The organism is Nocardia sp. bgisy118, assembly GCF_057708605.1.
On sequence record NZ_JBYISM010000031.1, the window covers coordinates 35,192 to 59,480 of the forward strand.

Annotated in this window: 1 protein-coding gene; it reads left to right on the forward strand. The window is 67.3% G+C overall.

Annotation, left to right across the window (positions count from 1 at the left end):
- The first annotated feature begins 39 nt into the window (after nucleotides 1-39).
- Nucleotides 40-24,198 (forward strand): SDR family NAD(P)-dependent oxidoreductase, encoded by a 24,159-nt coding sequence (locus AC3EO7_RS30430; protein ID WP_435593098.1) that lies wholly within the window; start codon nucleotides 40-42, stop codon nucleotides 24,196-24,198.
- Nucleotides 24,199-24,289 lie beyond the last annotated feature (91 nt).

A 24,289-nucleotide genomic window follows, 5' to 3' on the forward strand; every position in this document is an offset into this window, starting at 1 on the left:
CGGGGGGTCACAGCATGCCTTGAGGAAGGATGTTCAGAGGTGACCGGATCGGCGTTTGCCGTCGCTATCGTTGGCATGTCCTGCAGAATGCCGGGCGCGGCCGATCTCGACAGTTTCTGGCAACTGCTCAGGGAAGGGCGCGCCGAGATCGGCACAGCTCCCCTCGGGCGAGAGAACATCACCGAGCGTGCCGGATTCATCGACACCGCAGGGCATTTCGATGTGGACTTCTTCGGGGTCTCGCCTAACGAGGCGCGGGCGCTCGATCCGCAGCAGTTGCTTGCACTGGAGTTGAGCTGGGAGGCGCTGGAGGACGCAGGCCTGGCAGCCACGGCGCGCGACGCCCGGCGGTGTGGTGTGTTCCTCGGTTCCACCGGAAGCGATTTCGCCGAAATCGTGGCCTCCCAGGGCGGGCCGGGTGTCAGCCGCCACTCGCTGTGGGGTGTCGGACGCGGCATCATCGCCAACCGCGTCTCGAACTACTTCGGTTTCAGCGGCCCGAGCATCGTAATCGACAGCGCCCAAGCATCCTCGCTGGTCGCGGTTCATCTGGCCTGTGAGAGTCTGCGCAGCGGCGAGAGCGATGTGGCCTTGGCCGGTGGCCTGAACCTCATTCTGTCGCCTACGAGCGGCGAGCGTATCGAGCAGTTCGGCGCGCAGTCGGCGCTCGGCGGGTGCTACACCTTCGATGCGCGGGCCGACGGGTTCGTGCGCGGCGAGGGCGGCGGCATCGTGGTGCTGAAGCCACTGGCGCAGGCGGTCGCCGACGGCGACCGGATTCATGCCGTGATCCGCGGCAGTGCGGTCAACACCGGCAACGAACGCCGAGTGCTGAGCGCCCCGAGCCGGGACGCGCAGGCCGCGGCGATCCGCTCGGCTCTGACGGCGGCAGGTGTCGAGGCGCCGTCGGTGCAGTACGTCGAATTGCACGGGACCGGAACACCCGCCGGTGATCCGGTGGAGGCCGCCGCGCTCGGCGAAACCTACGGCGTGAGCCGGACGCAGGATGTGCCGCTGGCCGTCGGATCGGTCAAGACGAATATCGGGCATCTGGAAGGTGCTTCCGGTATCGCGGGCCTCATCAAGACCGTGCTCTGTCTGAGCAACCGGGAACTGGTGGCCAGCCTGAACTTCGAGACGCCGAATCCGCGAATTCCACTCGAGGACCTGGGTTTACGGGTGGTGACGGGCGTCGAGAACTGGCCCGTGGGCAACGTCCGCACGGCAGGTGTGTCGTCGTTCGGTATGGGGGGATCGAATGCCCACGTGATCCTGGAGGAGGCGCCCGCCGCCGGGTCCGCCGCGGCCACGGTGGACGGGGCTGCGGGGGCGGTGCCGTTAGTAGTGTCGGCCCGCAGCGAGGACGGCGTGCGTGCGCAAGCGGCCCGGCTCCGGGAGTGGCTGCTCCGCCGTCCGGAGCTGGATGCGGTCGATGTGGCGCACTCGCTGCTGACCACGCGAGCCCGAATGGAATGGCGCGGCAACGTCGTCGGGCGGGATCGCGAGGAGCTGCTGGCAGGCTTGGCGGCCCTGGCCGACCCGACCGCGCCCGCTGTGGCGGTCGAGCCGACAACCGCGCGGGTCGAGCAGCGGCGGATCGCGTTCGTCTTCCCGGGGCAGGGCAGCCAGTGGGAGGGGATGGCGCTCGGGCTGTTGGATTCGGGTGGCGTGTTCGCGGAGTCGATTGCGGAATGTGAAGCGGCGCTCGCGCCGTACGTGGACTGGTCGCTGACGGCGGTGCTGCGTCGCGAAGGTGACGCGCCCCCGCTGGATCGCGTGGATGTGGTGCAGCCGACGCTGTTCGCGGTGATGGTCTCGCTGGCCCGGATGTGGCGAGCGGCCGGCGTGGAGCCGGACGTGGTGATCGGCCATTCCCAGGGCGAGATCGCCGCCGCCTATGTTGCCGGTGGACTATCGCTGTCCGACGCGGCGCGTGTGGTGGCTCTCCGATCGCGGGCGGTCGCCGATGAGCTGGCCGGACAGGGCGGTATGGCCTCGATCGGACTCGGCGCGGAGGCGGTCCGGGAACGTTTGTCGGCGTATGGGGACCGGCTGTCGTTGGCGGCGGTGAATGGACCGGCGCAAAGTGTGATAGCCGGTGACGTTTCGGCGATGGATGACTTCCTCGCCGACTGCGCCCGCGACGGTGTATGGGCCCGCCGGATTCCGGTGGATTACGCGTCGCATTCGAAAGCGGTTGAGCGGCTGCGTGATCGGCTGCTCGAGGAACTGGAGCCGATCCGCCCGCGATCCGGGTCGGTGCCCTTCTTCTCCACGGTATTCGCCGACCGGTTGGATACGGCGGAACTGGACGCCGAATACTGGTATCGGTCACTGCGGGAACCGGTTCGGTTCGCCGATGCCGTTACGGCGCTGATCGGTGACGGTATCAACGGGTTCATCGAGGCGAGTCCGCATCCGGTGCTCACGATGGGCATCGGCGTAACCACCGAGGCGGCCGGTGCGGCCGAGGGCGTGCAGGTTGTCGGATCGTTGCGGCGCGGTGACGGTGGACCGGAACGGTTCATGGCGTCGCTGGCACAGGCCCATTGCGCCGGTGTGCCGGTGGATCCGCGCGCGCTGGTGTCCGGTGGGACGCGGGTCGACCTGCCGCCGTACGCGTTCCAGCGCCGTAGTTTCTGGGCCGGTGCATCCGTCGCTTCCCGCGTAACCGACGTCGTTGCGATAACCGAGGAGCAGATTTCCGAGGGCCAGCTTTCGGAGGGCAGGGAGCAGACCGGAGCGTGGGACGACGGCCCGCTGGCACGCAAACTGCTGTCGGTCCCCGAATATCAGCGCGACACAGTAGTTCTCGATCTCGTTGGTGAGCATGCCGCTGCCGTCCTAGGCCACGAGTCGGCCCTGTCGATCCACCCCGACCTGCCGTTCACCGAGTTCGGTTTCGACTCCGTCAGCGGAGTGGAGCTGCAGAACCGACTGATGCGGGCCACCGGTGTGCCGCTGCCGAAGACGCTCATATTCGACCATCCGACCGCGAGTGCGGTCGCGGCGTTACTACTGGAACGGGTCACGGGGACGGGCCGCGGGCAGCGGCGCGCTGAGCTCACCCGTTCCGCTGGCCGACCATCCCCGGCGTCGGACGAGCCGATCGCGATCGTCGGCATGAGTGCCCGATTCCCGGGCGGCGTTCGGTCCGCCGAGGATCTGTGGGACCTGCTCGCGGCGGACCGGGATGTCATCGGCGAATTTCCCACCGACCGCGGGTGGGACCTGGACCGGCTGTTCGACCCGGACCCCGACAAGCCTGGAAAGGTCTACACGCGCCACGGTGGATTCCTGGGCGGTGCAGGCGATTTCGATCCAGGCTTCTTCGGCATCAGTCCTCGCGAAGCGCTGGCGATGGATCCGCAGCAGCGGTTGCTGCTCGAAACAGCATGGGAAGCCCTGGAGGACGCGGGTGTCGACCCGATGTCGTTGCGGGGCAGCGATACCGGCGTCTTCGTCGGTGCCTGCTCGTCGGGATACTCCCGTCGGGTGACCGGTGACCTGGAGGGCTTCCGGCTGACCGGCACGTCGCACAGCGTCATCTCGGGTCGCGTCGCGTACGCGTTCGGCCTGGAAGGGCCTGCGGTGACGGTGGATACGGCGTGCTCGTCATCGCTGGTGGCGTTGCACCTGGCCTGCCAGGCGCTGCGCCAGGGCGACAGCTCGCTGGTGCTCGCCGGTGGTGTGACCGTGGCGGCCAGCCCGTATCTGTACGTGGACTTCTCCCGCCAGCGCGGCCTGTCACCCGATGGTCGGTGCAAGGCGTTCTCGGCCGCCGCCGACGGTGTGGCGTGGTCAGAGGGCTCGGGTGTGCTTGTGCTCGAGCGGCTTTCGGATGCGCGGCGGCTCGGTCACAACATCCTGGCCGTCGTTCGCGGTAGTGCGGTGAACCAGGACGGCGCGAGCAACGGCCTGACCGCACCGAACGGTCCGGCCCAGCAACGGGTGATTGCGCAGGCCCTCGCCAATGCGGGGATCTCGGCGGTCGATGTCGACGCCGTGGAGGCGCACGGGACCGGCACGACCCTGGGTGATCCGATCGAAGCGCAGGCGTTGATCGCCGCCTACGGACAGGATCGCGGTGATCGGGAATCGTTGCGGATCGGTTCCTTGAAATCGAATATCGGCCATACGGTCGCCGCTGCCGGTGTGGCCGGTGTGATCAAGATGGTGCAGGCGATGCGGCACGAACGACTGCCGCGCACGCTGCACGTCGAAACTCCTACGCCGCACGTGGATTGGGATGCGGGCGCGGTGCGTCTACTGACCGAAGCCGAACCGTGGACCGCAGGCGATCGAGTGCGTCGGGCCGGTGTGTCGTCCTTCGGGATCAGCGGTACCAACGCGCATGTGATCCTCGAAGAAGCACCTGCTGCACCGGTAGCGGCTACTGAGGGTGACATCGACGACGAAGCGGAGCGGCACTCGACTATCACCGTGCCGGTCACCCCGGTGCTGGTGTCGGGTAAGGGCGAGGCAGGCCTGCGCGCACAGGCGGCACGGCTGCGCGCATGGTTGTCGGAGCGGCCGGAGATCGACATCGCCGATGCCGCCTATTCGCTGGCGACGTCCCGGGCGCAGTTGGATTCGCGGAGTGTGATCCTCGGTCGCGATCGGGCCGAGTTGCTCGAGCGGCTGGCCGATCTTGCCGAATCGGGAACCGGCTCCGGTGTCGTCGCGGGCGCCATCGGCTCGGGGACGACGGCGTTCTTGTTCACCGGTCAGGGTGCCCAGCGAATCGGCATGGGCGCAGGCTTGTACGAGGCGTTCCCGGTATTCGCCGACGTGTTGGATTCGGTGTGCGCCCAGTTCGATCCGGTGTTGGAGTGCTCGCTGAAACAACTCATGTTCAGCGGCGCCGCTCATGGCGGTACTGATGCCACGATTCTGAATCGGACGGAGTTCACCCAGCCTGCGTTGTTCGCCTTCGAGGTAGCGCTGTATCGGCTGCTGGAGTCGTTCGGCGTCACCCCGGACGTGTTGATCGGCCATTCGATCGGCGAAGTCGCGGCCGCATACCTCGCGGGTCTGTGGTCGCTCGAGGATGCCTGCCGGTTGGTGGCGGCGCGCGGCCGTCTCATGGGTGCGTTGCCCGAGGGCGGAGCGATGCTGGCCATCGCGGCGTCCGAAAGCGAAGTGAACGATGTCGTCGCTCGGTATTCCGAGCGAGTGTCGGTCGCTGCGGTGAACGCGCCTGCGGCCCTGGTGATCTCGGGTGACGAGGACGCGGTCGCCGAAATCGAGGCTCGATTCGCCGAGCGTGGCCGGAAGACCTCGCGGCTGCGAGTCAGCCACGCCTTCCACTCGCATCGGATGGAGCCGATGCTGGCCGAATTCGAATCTGTCGCAGCGAACTTGACGTACAACCGGCCGCGCCTTCCTGTGGTATCGAATCTTTCCGGTCAGCTTGCCGGGGACGAGGTGATGGAAGCTGCCTACTGGGTCCGGCAAGTGCGGGCCGCGGTGCGATTCGCGCCGGGTATCGAGACGTTGATCGACTCGGGTGTGCGTCGCTTCCTGGAAGTGGGGCCCGACGCGGTGCTGGCGGCGCTGACCCGGCAGACCCTTCCGGACAGCGTGGAGTCGTCGGTGGTTGCCGCGGCTACGCGCCGGGATCACGATGAGCCCCAACAGTTCCTGACGATGTTGGCGCACGCTCACACGTCCGGCGTGCGGGTGGACTGGACGTCACTGTTCGGTGGCCGTGCGATGCCGCGAGTTCCCCTGCCCACGTACGCCTTCCAACACCAGCGATTCTGGTTGCCGCCGCGTCCCGAAGCCACCGGCGACGCCCACGGCCACCCGTTGCTCACCGGCGTGGTGCCGGTGGCAGGCAAGGACGAGTTCGTTTTCACCGGCCGGTTCTCGCTGCCGACCGACCCGTGGGTCGCCGACCATATGACCTACGGCACCGTGGTGCTGCCGAGTGCGACGCTCGTCGAGTTCCTCCTCGTAGCGGGCAGCAGAATAGATTGCGGCGTCGTCGAGGAGCTGACCCTGGAGGCTCCGATCCTTCCGTCGGAGGACGACGAGGTCGAGCTCCAGGTGTCGGTGCAGGAGCCGGACCGGACCGGGCGACGGCAGTTCAGCTTCTACTTCCGTAAGACAGGTCGCCGAGCGGGCGAATGGGTGCGCAACGCCAGTGGCGTACTGGCCCCCTCCTGGGACGGCGACGACGCGCTGCTGAATCAGCTGCGCGATGAGGCTTGGCCGCCGGTCGACGCCGAAACCCTCGACACGGCATGGATTCCCGAGCAGATCGCGAAGGGCTCCGGACTCGAATACGGTCCCGCGTTCCTCGGTGTCGACGCCGCGTGGCAGCGGGGCGGGACCGTCTTCTCCGAGATCACCCTGGATACCGCAGCCGCGGCCGAACCGGAGCGGTTCGATCTGCATCCCGCTCTGCTCGACCTCGTGATGCACGCCGGTCTGGCAGGGCTCGTCTGGCGCGATCAAGGCAGCGATCCGAACACCGGCCGGTTGCTGTTCCGTTGGGGCGGGGCGCGACTGCACCAGCCGCTGGTCAAGGCGACGACGCTGCGGGTCATCGCCACGGCGACCGGGCCGGAGACGATCTCCGTCGCGACCGTGGACGATTCGGGGCGGCCGGTGGTCTCCGTCGACGCGGTCGTCATGCGGCCCTACGACGTACAACAGATGCGCGGCACAGTGGCCGGGGACGACGCCGATCTCTACGGCGTCCAGTGGATGCCCGTGCAGGCAACGGCACCGAGTCCGTCCGCGGAACGGATGGCCGTCCTCGGTTCGGTGCCGATCGCCGGAATCGACACCTGCTCGCCGAGCCCATCGGAACTCGCTGCGGCACCGACTATTCCGGATGTCGTGATCTGGCATCCGCAGGACAGCGCCGCGGCCGACGATCCGGCGGCCGTTCGCGGCCACCTGGAAACGGTCTTGGCGACGGTGCAGGCCTGGCTGGCCGAAGACCGCCTGGCCGACACTCGGCTGGTTCTGGTGACCACCAACGGTGCCGCGCTGCCTGGCGAGGCGCCGGATCTCGCCGCGGCAGCCGTCTGGGGGCTGATGCGTAGCGCCCAATCCGAATATCCGGGTCGGTTCGTTCTCGTCGACGCCGATCCGTCGGCCGCTGCGCCCCTGGGTGATTCGATGCCGATCGGTGCGGTGATCGCGGCAGGCGAACCACAGGTCGCGGTGCGCGCCGGAGCATTGCTCATGCCCAGGCTCGCGAAAGCACGAGCCGAACACGATGCCGAGGGACAGGCCCACCCGTCGCCCGACCACCACCCCTCATCGAGTCGCTACGCGACGCAGGCCCACCCGTCATTTGGCGATGGCACCGTACTGATAACCGGTGGCACCGGTGGCCTCGGCGCCCTCGTGGCCCGACGTCTGGTCGCCGCACACGGAGTCCGCCGTTTGCTGCTGGTGTCCAGGCGTGGCGAAACTGCCGACGGTGCGACGGAACTGGTGTCCGAGCTGTCGGCGGCCGGAGCTGGCGTCAGCGTGGCGGCCTGCGATGTGGGCGATCGAGCAGCCCTCCGTTCGCTGTTGGATTCGATCGACGCCGATCATCCGCTGACCGGCGTAGTACATGCGGCGGGTGTCCTCGACGACGGCACCCTCGCAGGCCTGACCGCCGAGCAACTGCGGCGAGTGTTCGACTCGAAGGCTGCGGCCGCGTGGCATCTGCACGAGCTCAGTCGCGACCGTGACCTGTCGGCCTTCGTGCTGTTCTCGTCCATCGCGGCAACGATCGGATCGGCGGGACAGGGCAACTACGCGGCAGCCAACGCATTCCTCGACGCACTGGCGCACCGTCGCCGAGCCGAAGGACTGTCCGCGATTTCGCTGGCGTGGGGGCCCTGGAATTCCGCCGCCGGTATGACCGGCGCTTTGGACCGCAGCGCCGTCGCCCGCTGGGAGAGGCTCGGTCTCCACCCGCTCGGGAACGACGAAGGTCTCCGGCTGTTCGATGCGGCCACCGCACGCGCCGCCGCGCACCTGGCTGCGATCGGGTTCGACCCGGCGGAGCTGCGGCGCGAAGCGCGCGACGGTGCGGTGCCTGCGGTGCTGCGCGGTTACCTGCCCCGCACCACAGCCCCGACCGCGGCCGCGTCGAGTTCGCTCGGCACTCGACTGAGCCGGGTACCGGAGGCCAAACGCGCCGAGGTGGTGCTCGAACTCGTCCGGGAGCACGCGGCAGCCGTCCTTGGGCACGGCTCCGCCGAAGACATCAGTCCCGACGAGCGATTCGACACACTGGGATTCGACTCGCTCGGCGGCGTCGAATTCCGCAACCGCCTGTCGAAGGCCACCGGTGTCCAGCTACCGTCCACCATGGTCTTCGACCACCCCACCGCCGCGGCGGTGGCCACCCTCTTGCACTCCAAGATCGAGGGAGCGGCGTCCGGTTCCGGAACGACCCGGGTGTCGCGCCGCGTCCGCGTGGACGAGCCCATCGCGATCGTCGGCATGAGCTGCCGATTCCCCGGCGGCGTCCGAACCCCGGACCAGTTGTGGGATCTGGTGCGGTCGGGTACCGATGCCACCACGGAATTCCCGAACGATCGTGGGTGGGATCTCGACCAGCTGATCGACCAGGATCCGGATAGACCCGGCACGGTCTACAGCCGCGGCGGCGGATTCCTCGACGATGCCGGTGATTTCGACGCCGGATTCTTCGGAATCAGCCCGCGGGAAGCCCTGGCGATGGATCCGCAGCAGCGGTTGCTGCTGGAAGCATCCTGGGAGGCACTGGAGCAATCCGGAATCGACCCGATCGCGTTGCGCGGCAGCGATACCGGCGTGTTCGCGGGCGCGTGCGCCTCCGGATATGTCGACCGCGTCACCGGCGATCTCGAAGGGTTCCGGCTGACCGGCACCACCCACAGTGTCATCTCCGGCCGCGTCGCATACGTGTTCGGCCTCGAGGGACCAGCGGTCACGATCGATACCGCATGCTCGTCCTCACTGGTGGCATTGCATCTGGCGTGTCAGGCCCTGCGTCAGGGCGAAACGTCACTGGCCCTGGCCGGCGGCGTCACCGTGGCCGCAACCCCTTATCTCTCCGTTGATTTCGCGCGGCAACGCGGCCTGTCGCCGGATGGCCGCTGCAAGGCGTTCTCCGCCGCGGCCGACGGTGTGGCCTTCGCCGAAGGCGTGGGCGTCCTGGTCTTGGAGCGGCTGTCGGATGCGCAGCGGCTCGGCCATGACATCCTGGCCGTCGTCCGGGGCAGTGCGGTGAATCAGGACGGTGCGAGCAATGGCCTGACAGCGCCGAACGGTCCGTCGCAGGAGCGAGTGATCGCGCAGGCCCTCGCGAATGCCGGGCTCACGCCCGCCGACGTGGATGCGGTGGAAGCGCACGGGACCGGCACTCCGCTGGGAGATCCCATCGAAGCCAACGCGTTGATCGCCGCGTACGGGCAGGAGCGTGGGGATCGGGAGCCGCTCCGCATCGGATCGATCAAATCGAATATCGGTCACACCGTCGCGGCGGCCGGTGTCGGTGGCGTGATCAAGATGGTGCAGTCGCTGCGACACGAAACCCTGCCCGCGACCCTGCACGCGGAAACGCCGTCCCCGCACGTGGATTGGTCGGCAGGCGCGGTGCGACTGCTGTCTCGGGCGGAACCATGGCGCGCAGGGGGGACGGTTCGCCGCGCCGGTGTGTCCTCGTTCGGAGTCAGCGGCACCAACGCGCACGTGATCATCGAGGAGGCTCCGGCCCAGGCGGTATCGATGCCTGAGCACGGATCGGCCTTGCCGGACATCGATGCCGCTGTGGCGTGGACGATCTCGGCCACATCGGAGGAGGGCCTGCGGGCGCAGGCCGAGCGGTTGCGGGCGTGGTTGGTCGATCGCCCGGAGGTCGACATCTGGTCGGCGGCGCGGTCATTGGTGGACTCGCGGGCATTGCTGGAGCGCCGGGGTGTCGTCGTCGGTCGGGATCGGGACGAACTGCTGGCGGGTCTGGCCGATTTGGCGGTGGGTTCGCCGCGCACGATCGAGGGGTCGGCGGGTTCGGGGAAGACGGCGTTTCTGTTCACGGGGCAGGGTGCGCAGCGGATGGGGATGGGTGCGGGTCTGTACGACGCGTTTCCGGTATTCGCGGCGGCGTTCGACGAGGTGTGCGCGCAGGTCGATCCGTTGTTGGGTCGGGCCCACCCATCGAGGAGCTCCGCGCTGTCCTTGAAGGAGTTGATGTTCGCCGACACCGAGGGTGTGTTGGATCGGACCGAATTCACCCAGCCGGCGTTGTTCGCGTTCGAGGTGGCGTTGTTCCGGTTGATCGAATCATTCGGTGTGACACCGGATCTGCTGATCGGGCACTCGATCGGTGAGTTGGCGGCGGCGTATGTGGCGGGGGTGTGGTCGCTCGAGGACGCGTGTGCGCTGGTTGTGGCGCGTGGTCTGTTGATGGGTGCCTTGCCGGAGGGCGGGGCAATGCTCGCGGTCGCGGTGTCAGAGGCCGAGGCGTTGGAGGTGCTGGCCGAGTTCGGCGGCCGGGTGTCGTTGGCGGCGGTGAACAGCCCGTCGTCGGTGGTGTTGTCCGGGGAAGCGTCGGTGATAGACGAGATCGGTGATCGGCTGGTTGCGGATGGAGTGAAGACCTCCCGGCTACGGGTCAGCCACGCGTTCCACTCGGTGTCGATGGAGCCGATGCTCGACGAGTTCCGCGCTGTCGCCGAAGGATTGACGTACCGCGAGCCGTCCTTGCCGATCGTGTCGAACGTTTCGGCGGTCGTGGTCGCTGCCGAGCTGACCGATCCCGCGTACTGGGTCGAGCAGGTGCGGCGGTGTGTCCGGTTCGCACCAGGGATCGACGCCCTGGTCGAGGCGGGTGTGCGGCGATTCGTGGAGATCGGACCGGATGCGGTGCTGGCCGCGATGACTCGGCAATGTCTTGTCGAAACTCCGGCCGTCGAGGCCAAGTCGATAGTGGTCGCGGCCGCCCGGCGCTCGATCGACGAGCCGACTCAGTTCGTGTCCGCGCTGGCACAAGCCTCTGTCGTCGGTGTAGGGGTGGACTGGACGCCGCTGTATGCGGGCCGCCGCACGGATAGGGTCGCGTTGCCCACCTATGCGTTCCAGCGCCGTCGCTACTGGCTCGAGGCCACTGCCGGCACGGCGGGTGTCGAATCCGTTGGTTTGGGTGCGGTGGACCATCCGTTGCTGGGCGCGATGGTGTCGGTGCCTGAGTCCGGTGGCGTGCTGTTGACCGGCCGATTGTCGGTAGCGACACAGCCCTGGCTGGCCGACCATGCGGTAGCCGGGTCGGTGTTGTTGCCGGGCACCGGGTTTGTGGAGCTGGCGTTGCGTGCAGGCGCCGTCACCGGGTGTCCGGTGATCGAGGAATTGACGCTACAGGCGCCACTGCTGCTGCCCGCGGCAGGCGGTGTGCAGATCCACGTCATCGTCGGCGGGCCCGAACACGAGTCCCCGCAGCGGCCGATATCGATCTACTCCCGCGATGAACACGACCGCGACGGACAGTGGGTACTGCACGCGCGAGGGCTGCTGACCACCCACGACGACATGACCGAACCCGAACCGGCGGCATGGCCGCCGGCCGCGTCGAGTGGTATCGATGTCGCGGCCGCGTACCCGGAGCTGCTGGCGCGTGGTTACGACTACGGTCCGGCGTTCCAGGGTGTGCGGGCGCTGTGGCGACGCGGTGCGGACGTGTTCGCCGAGATCGCCGTCGATGCGGACACCGGGGTGCGAGCCGAAGGATTCGGGATCCATCCGGCACTGCTGGATGCTGCCCTGCAGGCGGGACTGCTGGCCGGTGTACTCGAAAGCGCTGCGGGAAAGCCTGATTCACCGTTCACGGTCGGGGCCGGGCAGGTCGTGCTGCCGTTCTCGTGGGAATCGGTGTCGCTGCACGCGGCCGGAGCGTCGGTGCTGCGCGTACGTCTGACCACGACCGGATCGTCGGTGTCGGTGTCGGTAGCCGATGAGCAGGGACAGCCGGTGTTGTCGGGATCGGTGAAGACCCGGCCGATGCCACTCGAGCAGCTCGCCGCGGCTGCCGCGGGCTCGGCCGATCCGGTACTGGAACTGGTGTGGTCGCCGACCGCGTCCGAGTCCGCGGTGGTGGCGGTAACACCTCGAGATGTGGCCGTGGGTCGGTGGGACCTGGATCCGGAGTCGCCGGTACCCCCGGTGGTGGTGGTCGAGGCCGGGTTCGGGTGGGACGAACACACCGGCACCGATGTGGTGACCGCCACCCATTCCGAGGTCGCGCGGATCCTCGAGGTGGTGCAGGCATGGCTGGATCAGGACCGGTTCGCCTCGAGCACCCTGCTGATCGCCACGCGCGGCGCGGTCGCGCTGCCCGATGAAGACCTCACCGACCTTGCCGGCGCCGCGGTGTGGGGTTTGGTGCGCACAGCGCAGACGGAAGATCCGGGCCGAATCGTCTTGGTCGATGCGGACACCGGCATCGACGAGCAACTCGCGGCCACTGTCATGGCCGTGGGCGAACCCCAGGTGGTCGTGCGCGCCGGAGTCACCCACACCGCTCGGCTCACCCGACCCGCGACCGTGGTGCCTTCCGTACCTGGCGATGATGCTTCCGCCTTCGGCACGGGAACGGTGCTGATCACCGGCGGCACAGGTGGTTTGGGTGCGGTGGTGGCCCGCCACGTGGTGGCCGAGCACGGCGTGCGGTCGTTGCTACTGGTGAGCCGCAGCGGTCCGCGGGCCGACGGCGTGGCACCGCTGTGCGCCGAGTTGGAGCAACTGGGCGCACAGGTTCGGGTGGTGGCCTGCGACGTCACCGACACCGACGCGGTGGCGGGGCTGCCTGCCGAAGCGCCTGCACAGTGGCCGTTGACGGGCGTGATCCATGCCGCGGGTGTGCTCGACGACGGGATCATCGCGTCGCTGACCGCACAACGGTTGGACGCAGTCCTGGCGCCGAAGGTGGATGCCGCCTGGTACCTGCACGAGGCGACCGCGGAGCTGAATCTTGCGGCGTTCGTGGTGTTCTCGTCGGTGTCGGGCACGATCGGCGGACCAGGACAGGCCAACTACGCGGCCGCGAATACCTTCCTCGACGGGCTGGTGGCGCACCGTCGTGCACGAGGGCTGGCCGGCCAATCGCTGGCGTGGGGTCCGTGGGCACGCTCGGGGGGCATGACCGGACACCTGAGTGAGACCGATGTGGCCCGGATGAGCCGGGGCGGATTCACCGCGATGCCGGATGAGCAGGCGTTGGCCGGCTGGAATGCGGTGCTCGACCGCGGCGTGGCACACGCGGTGATCGCCGCGGTGGACACCGCCGCGATTCGTGCCCAGGCCGATGCCGGACTGCTGCCACCGCTGCTGCGGGAACTGGCGCCGAGAGCCGCCCGGCGGCCGGCGGCGGCGACATCGGCGGTGATGTCCGGTCTCCAGCAGCGGCTGGCCGGTCTGGACGCCGATCGACAGCAGCAGGCGGTACTCGATACCGTGCGCACGTACGTCGCGGCCGTCCTCGGTCATGACAGTGCGTCCGCGATCGATCCCGATCGCGCGTTCCAGGACCTGGGCTTCGATTCGCTGAGCGCGGTCGAGCTGCGCAACCGGCTCAAAACCGCCACCGGCCTGTCGCTTTCGGCCGCGGTGGTCTTCGACTACCCGACACCACAGGCGCTGGCCACATACCTCGCGGGCGAGCTCACCGGCGCAGGAGAGGACATCGCGGTCACTGCCGCCAAAGTTGTTGCCGACGAACCTATTGCGATCGTCGGCATGGCTTGCCGGTACCCGGGTGGTGTCAGTTCGCCCGAGGATCTTTGGAATTTGGTCGTAGACGGTATCGACACGACGTCGGAATTCCCCGTGAATCGTGGCTGGGATACCGAACGTATCTACGATCCCACCGGCGAAACACCGCACACCACCTACACGCGTGAGGGTGGATTCCTGCATTCTGCCGGCGAGTTCGATCCTGTCTTCTTCGGCATCAGTCCCAATGAAGCCGCGCTGATGGATCCGCAGCAGTTCCTGTTGCTGGAGACCTCATGGGAGGCATTGGAGCGGGCCGGTGTCGATCCCACCGTGCTGAGTGGCAGTTCGACCGGGGTCTTCACCGGGATGATGTATCACGACTATCCGGTCAATTCGAATTCGGGATCTATCGCGTCCGGTCGAGTTTCGTATGTGTTCGGTCTGGAGGGGCCGTCGGTCACCGTGGATACGGCGTGTTCGTCGTCGCTGGTGGCGATGCATCTGGCCGCGCAGTCGTTGCGGTCGGGCGAATGTGATCTGGCGTTGGCCGGTGGTGTGGCGGTCATGGCGACGCCGGAGGTCTTTGTCGAGTTCAGTCGGCAGCGGGGGCTTTCGCCGGACGGGCGGAGTAAGTCGTTCGCCGATGCCGCCGATGGTGTCGGCTGGTCCGAAGGCGCCGGTGTGCTGGTGTTGGAGCGGTTGTCCGACGCGCGCCGCAATGGTCATGAGGTTCTCGCGGTGATCGCGGGTTCGGCGGTGAATCAGGACGGCGCGTCGAATGGTTTGACCGCGCCGAACGGTCCGTCGCAGCGGCGGGTGATCCGCCAAGCATTGGCGAATGCCGGGGTCTCCCCAACGGAGGTCGACGCGGTGGAAGCCCACGGCACCGGTACCACCTTGGGAGATCCGATCGAGGCGCAGGCGCTGCTTGCTACTTACGGTCAGGCCCGTGATGCGGATCGTCCGTTGTGGTTGGGGTCGTTGAAGTCCAATATCGGTCACACTCAGGCGGCGGCGGGTGTCGGCGGTGTGATCAAGATGGTGATGGCGATGCGGCACGGGCTGCTGCCGCAGACCCTGCACGTCGATCAGCCCTCCACAAAGGTCGATTGGTCCGAAGGCCACATCCGGTTGCTGACCGAGCAGGTGGCATGGCCGGAGGTGGATCGGCCGCGCCGCGCCGGTGTGTCCTCGTTCGGTATCAGCGGCACCAACGCTCACCTCATCCTGGAACAGGCGTCGGTGGTGGAGCCTGCTCCGGCGCCGGTTGTGCGGACCGTCCCGGCTGTGCTGCCGTGGGTGGTTTCGGCCCGCGGTCGCGAGGCGCTTGCCGATCAAGCCGATCGTTTGACATCGCGTGTGGGCGAACATGATCCGCTCGATATCGGCTTCTCGCTGGCATCGACGCGCAGTGTGTTCGAGCATCGCGGAGTCGTGGTGGCCGAGGGTCGTGATGGTCTGCTCGTAGGTATGCGGGCATTGGCTGCCGGCGCGCAGGCTCCTGGCGTCGTGACCGGTCGTGTGGTGCCGGGTTCGACGGGTGTGGTGTTTTCGGGTCAGGGTGCGCAGTGGGCTGGCATGGCCGCCGCGCTCCATGGTGCGTATCCGGTGTTCGCCGAGCATTTCGACGCGATCGTCGCTGAACTGGATCCGATGCTGGGGCAGACTGTTTCGCTGAGTGCTGCTTTGGTGAGCGATGACCTGATCGACCAGACGGTGTTCGCGCAGGCGGGGTTGTTCGCGTTCGAGGTGGCGTTGTTCCGGCTGCTCGAGTCGTGGGGCGTGCGTGCGGATGTGGTGGCCGGACATTCGATCGGTGAGGTCGCTGCCGCGCATGTGGCGGGTGTGTTGTCGTTGGCGGATGCGTGTGTGCTCGTGGCGGCGCGTGGCCGGTTGATGTGGGCGCTGCCCGCGGGCGGGGCGATGATTGCCGTCGGTGCGTCCGAGGCCGACGTACTACCGCTGCTGGCCGGTGGGGTGTCGATCGCGGCGGTGAACGGTCCGTCGTCGGTAGTGCTCTCCGGTGTCGAGAACGATGTCGTGGCTGTCGCCGATCGGTGCGCCGAACAGGGTTGGCGTATACACAGGCTGCGGGTGTCGCACGCTTTCCATTCGGCGTCGATGGAGCCGATGCTGGATGAGTTCGCTTCGGCGATAGAGGGTTTGGCGTTCGCCCGCCCGAGTATCCCGTTGGTGTCGACGGTGACCGGTGCCCGCGTCGAAGACGAGATGTCGGATCCGTCGTATTGGGTCGGTCAGGTTCGTGACACGGTGCGGTTCGCCGATGCGGTCGCCGCGATGGCGGCCATGGGTGTATCCAGGTTCGCCGAGGTCGGGCCCGACGCCGTCTTGACACCGATGGTCGCCCAAACTCTCAGTGACGCAGCGACAGTCGCTGTCACCAGACGTGACCACGCAGATGCCTCAACCGTATTGAATGCGGTGGCCGGGTTGTTCGTGGCCGGTGCCGAAGTGGACTGGGCCGGTCTCTACGCCGGTACCGGAGCTCGGCGAATCGACCTGCCCACCTACGCTTTCCAACACGAGCGGTTCTGGCTCGACGCCAAGCAGATGTTGGCCCAGTCGTGGCTCGGTGCCGAACTCGGCGGAATCACCGCCGTCGGGCTCGATACGGTGGACCATCCCTTGCTCGGTGCCGTTGTGCCGCACCCGGAGTCGGGTGGAATGAGCCTCACCGGCCGGTGGTCGCTGGACTCCGTCGAATGGCTGGCCGACCACAGCGTGCACGGAGTCGTGTTGCTGCCGGGTACCGGATTCGTCGAGCTGGCCGGTTATGTCGGCGGTCTGCTGGGCTGCCCGGTGGTGGACGAGCTCGTCCTGCACACCGCGTTGACGTTGCCCGCCGAAGGCAGTGTCGCGGTACAGGTCGTGGTGACCGCTGCCGACGAGGCCGGTCGCCGACGACTGACCGTCCATTCTCGACAGGCCGCAGAGGGTCCGTGGTCGCTCCACGCCGAGGGCGTGCTCGCCCCGGGTGACGTCATGGCTGATTTCGATCTGACTTCGTGGCCTCCGGCTGGCGCGCAGCCGTTGGACATCGACGGAGCCTATGACGAGTTGCTCGAACTCGGGTACGGGTATGGCCCGTTCTTCCAGGGTCTGCGGGCGGCTTGGCGGCGCGGCGATGAGTTGTTCGCCGAGGTCGCGCTGCCGGATCCGCAGGATGCCAAGGGTTTCGGAATCCATCCCGCATTGTTCGACGCGGCCCTGCACACCGAGATCATTCATGGTCGTCGCAGCGGAAATGATTCCGCGGTGCTGCCTTTCGCCTGGAATCGTGTGGTCATGCACTCGACCGGTGCCGCCGCCGTGCGGGTACACAGCGTCCCCGAAGGCGACGACTTCGCGGTGCAGATAGCCGATGACCAGGGCCGGCCGGTGCTGTCGGTGGGTGCTCTGGTGTCTCGGCCGGTGTCGGCCGAACGCCTGGGCGCGGGCCGGGTGTCGGAGGCCCTCTTCGGCGTGGAATGGGTCACCGTTGCGGCCTCGTCAGCGGTGAGTGTCGACCCGGGCCGCGTGGCGGTCCTCGGTTCCGGCGAGAACCGCGGTGACCAGAGTTCCGACGGAGTGCGGCGCTATCGTGATCTCGCGGCGTTGATCACCGATCTGGATGCGGCCGAGGAGTCGGCTGTTCCCGACATCGTGCTGCTCGAGTGCCCGCTCCAGGACGGTCCGCCGACAGCGGCGGCACGGCAGGTCGTGACCTCTGTGCTCGACAACGTCCAGGGCTGGATGGCCGAAACCCGTTTCGCTGCTTCCCGTTTGGTCGTATCGACCAGGCAGGCGGTGGCCGTTGCCGATTCCGAGCAGGTGCGTCTGGATCAAGCGCCGGTGTGGGGGCTGCTGCGTGCCGCGCAGGCCGAGCACCCGGGTCGGTTCCAGCTTGTCGATCTGGATCAGGACGGTGACATGTTCGCTGTCGCGACCGCAGTGGCAGCCGCTGCTGGGGAACCGGAGGCCGCGCTACGCGGCACGACTCTGCTCGTGCCGCGTTTGATCCGCCACGCACCGGGCACGATCGCTCGGCTGACAGAGCCTGGCACCGTGCTGGTTACCGGTGGTACCGGTGGTCTGGGTGCCGTGATCGCTCGGCATCTGGTGACCGAACATGGTGTGGGACATCTGCTTTTGACGTCTCGGCGAGGCCTGGACGCTCCGGGTGCCGCTGAGATGCGTGACGAGTTGGTCGAGCTCGGCGCCGAGGTCACCATTGCCGCGTGTGATGTGTCCGATCGGTCCGCGCTGGCCGCGCTGCTGGACGGCATCTCCGACGAGCATCCCCTGGTGGGTGTGGTGCACGCGGCGGGAACTGCCGACAACGGTGTGATCGAGTCGATGACGGTGGACCGGATCGGGTATGTTTTCCGGCCCAAGGTCGATGCCGCATGGCATCTGCACGAGCTCACGCGTGATCGATCGCTGTCGCTGTTCGTGCTGGTGTCCTCGGCGGGTGGGTTGGTGCTGGCCGCGGGACAAGCCAATTACGCTGCGGCCAACGTCTTCCTGGATGCCCTCGCGGTGCATCGTCACAGGTTGGGGCTGCCTGCGACCTCCCTCGATTACGGCATGTGGGCGCGGTCGAGCGGGCTCGGTATCGAGCTGTCCGAGGACGATTTCGATCGGATGCGCAGGCAGGGCTTCCCGCCGCTGACCGAGGCCGAGGGTCTGGCATTGTTCGATGCGGCGATCGCCGCCGATACCGCTCAGCTGGTAGCACTGCGGGTCGATCCCGCGGTGCTTCGAACACGGGGCGAGCAGATCCCGGCTCTCGTCCGCTCGATGGCACCGGCACCTGTGCGCCGCCCCAGCCGGACCCCCGCGGGTCAGGCGTTTCTACAGACGCTGGCAGGCCTGTCGGATTCCGACCGCGAAGGTGCTCTGGTCGACCTCGTCCGGTCGGTTGCCGCGGGCATCCTCGGACACGCCTCCCTCGATTCCGTCGAACCCCAGCAGGCTTTCCAGCAGCTCGGGTTCGACTCGTTGAGCGCCGTCGAGTTCCGCAACAAGCTCAACACCGCGACCGGTCTGCAGCTCCCGGCCACGCTCATCTTCGATTACCCCAATCCGCAAGTCGTGGCCGAGTTCATCGGTACGCAACTCACCGGTACCGAAGCTGTCGAAGAGCACGCGGTCAGTCGGGTTCGAGCCGACGACGAGCCGATCGCTGTGGTCGCGATGGCCTGCCGTTATCCAGGTGGGGTCGCCTCGCCGGAGGACCTGTGGAATCTGGTCGTCTCGGGCGTCGATACCACCGGGGAGATGCCGGTGGATCGAGGCTGGGACATCGAGGGCATCTACGATCCCGAACCCGGTAAGGCGGGCAAGACCTATACGCGCAGTGGTGGGTTCTTGTACTCCGCAGCCGAATTCGACGCGGACTTCTTCGGAATCAGCCCCAACGAGGCCACGGTGATGGATCCCCAGCAGCGGTTGCTTTTGGAGGTCTCGTGGGAGGCGTTGGAACGGGCCGGTATGGATCCGGCGGTGCTGCGGGGCAGTTCGACCGGCGTGTTCACCGGTCTGATGTACCACGACTACGCCCAGGCAACCGGGACCGGTAGCGGTGCCGCAGGCAGTTTGGTCTCGGGTCGTGTGTCGTATGTGTTCGGTCTGGAAGGGCCGTCGGTCACCGTGGATACGGCGTGTTCGTCGTCGCTGGTGGCCCTGCATCTGGCCGGGCAGTCGTTGCGGTCGGGCGAGTGTGATCTGGCGTTGGCCGGTGGTGTGGCGGTTATGGCGACACCGGATATGTTCCTCGAGTTCGGTCGTCAGCGTGGGTTGTCGCCGGATGGACGGTGTAAGTCGTTCGCCGATGCCGCCGATGGTGTCGGCTGGTCCGAAGGCGCCGGTGTGCTGGTGTTGGAGCGGTTGTCCGACGCCCGCCGCAATGGTCATCAGGTGTTGGCGGTGCTTGCCGGTTCGGCGGTGAATCAGGATGGTGCGTCGAATGGTTTGACCGCGCCGAACGGTCCCTCGCAAAGGCGAGTGATCCGCCAAGCACTGGCGAATGCCGGAGTGTCCCCGGTCGAGGTCGATGCTGTGGAAGCGCATGGCACCGGCACCACGTTGGGCGATCCGATCGAAGCCCAGGCATTGCTGGCTACCTACGGGCAGGATCGTGACCCGGATCGTCCGTTGTGGCTGGGATCGTTGAAGTCCAACATCGGTCACGCGCAGGCCGCCGCGGGTGTGGGTGGTGTGATCAAGATGGTGATGGCGATGCGGCACGGTGTGCTGCCCCAGACCCTGCATGTCGATCAGCCGAGTACCAAGGTCGATTGGTCCGAGGGCCACGTTCGGTTGTTGACCGAGTCGGTGCCGTGGCCGGTCGTGGATCGGCCGCGTCGTGCCGGTGTGTCGTCGTTCGGTATCAGTGGCACGAATGCGCACGTCATCGTGGAGCAGGCTCCGCCGGTGGTGGGTTCGGTGCCGGCGCTGGGATCGGTGCCTGCGGTCAGTATCGGCTCGGCCGGTGGAGTGCTGCCGTGGGTGCTCTCGGCACGTAGTGGCGAGGCTCTCGCGAGTCAAGCCGCCCGTCTGGCGTCGTATGTCGACGACCACGATCCGATCGATGTGGGTTACTCGTTGGCGTCGACGCGTGGTGTCTTCGAGCATCGTGCTGTTGTCATGGCCGATGACCGCAACGGTCTGCTCGCCGGAGTGCGGGCGCTGGCCGCCGACGTGCAGGCGCCCGGTGTGGTGACCGGTCGTGTGGTGCCGGGTTCGACTGGTGTGGTGTTCTCCGGTCAGGGTGCGCAGTGGGCGGGTATGGCTACTGAGCTGCGTGGTGCGTATCCGGTGTTCGCCGAGGCTTTCGATGCGATCGTGGCTGAGTTGGATCCGTTGTTGGGGCAGTCGGTTTCGCTGGGTGCGGCGCTGTCGAGCGATGGCCTGGTCGATGCGACGGTGTTCGCTCAGGCGGGTTTGTTCGCGTTCGAGGTGGCGTTGTTCCGGCTGCTGGAGTCGTGGGGCGTGCGTGCGGATGTGGTGGCCGGTCATTCGATCGGCGAGGTCGCGGCTGCGCATGTGGCGGGGGTGATGTCGCTCGGGGATGCGTGTGTGCTGGTAGCGGCGCGTGGCCGGTTGATGCAGGCGTTGCCCGCGGGTGGGGCGATGGTGGCCGTGGGTGCGTCGGAAGACGAGGTCGCCGAGGTGCTGGCGTTGCTGGGAGGTGTCGAAGCCCAGCTCGAGGTGTCGATCGCGGCGGTCAATGGTCCGTCGTCGGTGGTGCTCTCCGGTGTCGAGGCCGATGTCGCCGCTGTGGTCGATCGTTGTGTCGATCGTGGGTGGCGGACGCATCGGTTGCGGGTTTCGCACGCTTTCCATTCGGCGCTGATGGAGCCGATGCTGGCTGAGTTCGCTTCGGTGGTACAGGGTTTGGCGTTCGGTCGGCCCGCCATCCCGTTGGTGTCCACAGTGACCGGCGCCCGGGTCGGTGACGAGATGTCGGATCCGTCGTACTGGGTCGGTCAGGTCCGCGAAACGGTGCGATTCGCTGATGCGGTCGCCGTGATGGCGGGCATGGGCGTGACCAGGTTCGCCGAGGTCGGGCCCGATGCGGTGCTGGCCCCGATGATCGTCCAGACCCTCGACACCGCGACCACAGTCCCGCTGACCAGACGAAACAATGCGGATCCCTCGACCCTGCTGACGGGTCTCGCCCGGTTGCATGTCGCAGGTTCGACGGTGGATTGGGCCGGTCTGTACGCCGGTTCCGGAGGTTGGCGAATCGACTTGCCCACCTACGCCTTCCAGCGTCGACGCTATTGGATGGCCGAAGGGTTGGCCGGTGGCAGTGACGCTCGGGCGATGGGTCTGGTGGCAACCGGACATCCCCTGGTTTCGGCGGTGATATCGCAACCGGACTCCGACGCGGTGACCCTCACCGGCCGTCTGTCGGCGCAGACGTACCCATGGCTGGCCGACCACAGGGTGATGGACACCGTACTGTTCCCCGGCACAGGTCTCGTCGAACTCGCCCTGCACGCGGCGGAGCAGGTCGGCTGCTCGACCCTGGAGGAGCTGGTCCTACAGGCCCCGCTGGTGCTGGCGGAGTCCGGTGGGCTCGCGCTGCGCATTGTGGTCGGCGACCAGGACCCGACGGGCCGTCGCGTGGTGCGGATCTTCTCCTGCCCTGACGATGTCGCTTCGGCGTCGTCGTGGACGCTGAACGCCGAAGGTATCCTTGCCCCGGGCGAGGTGGCGGCCGATGCCGATCTCACCTCCTGGCCTCCGGTTGGTGCGCAGCCGTTGCCGATCGACGGTGTGTACGACGAGCTGCTCGATGCCGGGTATGGGTATGGCCCGGTCTTCCAGGGTTTGCAGGCGGCTTGGCAGCGTGGCGACGAGCTGTTCGCCGAGGTCGCGCTGCCGGATCCGCGGGATGCCGAGGGTTTCGGGGTTCACCCCGCGCTGTTCGACTCCGCCTTGCACGCACTGCTCATCGCCGGGCACACGCCCGCGGAGGGAAGTGGGCTCGCGCTGCCGTTCGAGTGGTCCGGTGTCACCGTGCACGCGGCCGGTGCCAACGCCTTGCGTGTTCGGCTCACCCGCGTCGGTGAGCACGGTGCCGCTCTGGATCTGGCGGATCCGTCGGGCGCTCCGGTCGCCACGGTGCGGCATCTGGCTTCCCGGCCCATCGATCCCGCACAGCTCACGGCCGGTGCGTCCACTGCCGGTAATGCGATGTTCCAGGTTGGTTGGACACCGATCTCGGTGTCCGATGCCGAGGTCAGCGCAGTGTCCTGGGCGGATCTCGGTGACGAGGTCCCGGCGGCGGTCATATTGGAATGCCCGACGGGCAACGATCCCGCAGCCGTTCGTGCCGCGACTTACGATGTGCTGCAAGCGCTTCAGTCCTGGATTGCCGATCAGCGGTCCGTTGATTCGGTGCTGGTGGTTCGGACCAGTGGTGCGGTATCGGTTGCCGGGGAGAACATTACGAATCTGGCCGGTGCTGCTGTGGGTGGCCTGGTTCGTTCCGCGCAGGCGGAGAGTCAGGGCCGGATCATGTTGGTGGACACCGATTCCGACATCGAGGGGCTGCTCGGCGGGATTCTGGCCGCGGAGGAACCGCAGGTGGCCGTGCGCGGTGGACAGGTACACGGCGCGCGACTCACCCGAGCGGCCGCCACTCAGGCGACCGCTTCGGCTCCGAGCCCCACTTTCGGTCCGGACGAGACGGTTCTGATCACCGGTGCCAGCGGCTTCCTCGGTGGATTGTTCGCCCGGCATCTGGTCGACGCGCTGGGTGTCCGTCACCTGCTGTTGCTGAGCCGCCGTGGTGAATCCGCTCCCGGCGCTGCTGAGCTGCGGGCGGAGTTGCAGGGTCTCGGCGCCGAAGTCGAGTTCGCCGCCTGCGATGTCGCCGACCGTGGGGCGCTTGCCGAGGTGTTGGCGGACGTTCCCGCGAGCCGTCCGCTCACCGGCGTGTTCCATACGGCCGGTGTGCTCGACGATGGCGCCATCGCTTCGCTGACCGCGGATCGGATGGACGTGGTTTTGCGGCCCAAGGTCGATGCCGCTCTGCACCTGCACGAATTGACCGCCGATCTGCCGTTGAAAGCGTTCGTGCTGTTCAGCTCGGCGGCCGGAGCATTCGGCAGCCCTGGTCAGGGCAACTATGCCGCGGCCAACGCCTGCCTGGACGCACTCGCGGCACACCGCAGGGCATCCGGGCGCTCCGGCCGGTCTCTGGCGTGGGGTCTGTGGAGCATGGATGGCGGGATGGGCGCGGAGCTCAGCGACGTCGATCGGCACCGCATGTCTCGTACGGGCATGCTGCCCTTGTCGGAAGAACAGGGCTTGGCGCTGTTCCATGCCGCTGCCGAGATCGGCACGGCGGCTCCCATTCTCGCCCGTCTCGATCTGGCGAGTCTCCGCAGCACGGGGTTCGCCGCGACCCTGTTGTCCGGCCTGGTACCCGCGCGCCGCGCAACAGCCTCGGGCGCACCCACGGCGCTTCGTGCCCGTTTGGCGAACACACCCGACAGCGAACGTCTCGGTGTGCTCGTCGAAATCGTTCGCGGTCAGGTCGCGGCGGTGCTGGGTCATCAGAATGCGAATGCGATTGCGGCGGACCGGGCCTTCAACGAATTGGGCTTCGATTCGATCACCGCTATCGAATTCCGCAACGCCCTCAAATCCGTTACAGGTCTGCGGTTGCCCGCGACTCTGGTGTTCGACTACCCGTCACCGGAGGCTTTGGCCAAATACCTGGCCGACGAGTTCACCGACCACCGCAACTCCGGCCGATCGACGGATTCGTCGGAAGACGATATTCGCAGAGCCCTGCAAACGATCCCCGTCGCCCGTCTCCGCGACGCGGGCCTGCTGGATGCACTCATGCAGCTCGCACATGGACAGGAAAGCCACAGCGAGATCGATCAGAGCATCTCGGATGAATCGATCGACGAGCTCGATATCGATGACTTGATCGACATGGCTTACAACAACTCATCAGAGGACTGACGGCGATGTCCGCGGCACGGGTGGAAAACCCGTGCCGCGATCACCCGTAATGCATCGGAATTCTGTCTCGTAGACGAGATTTCGTCGACGA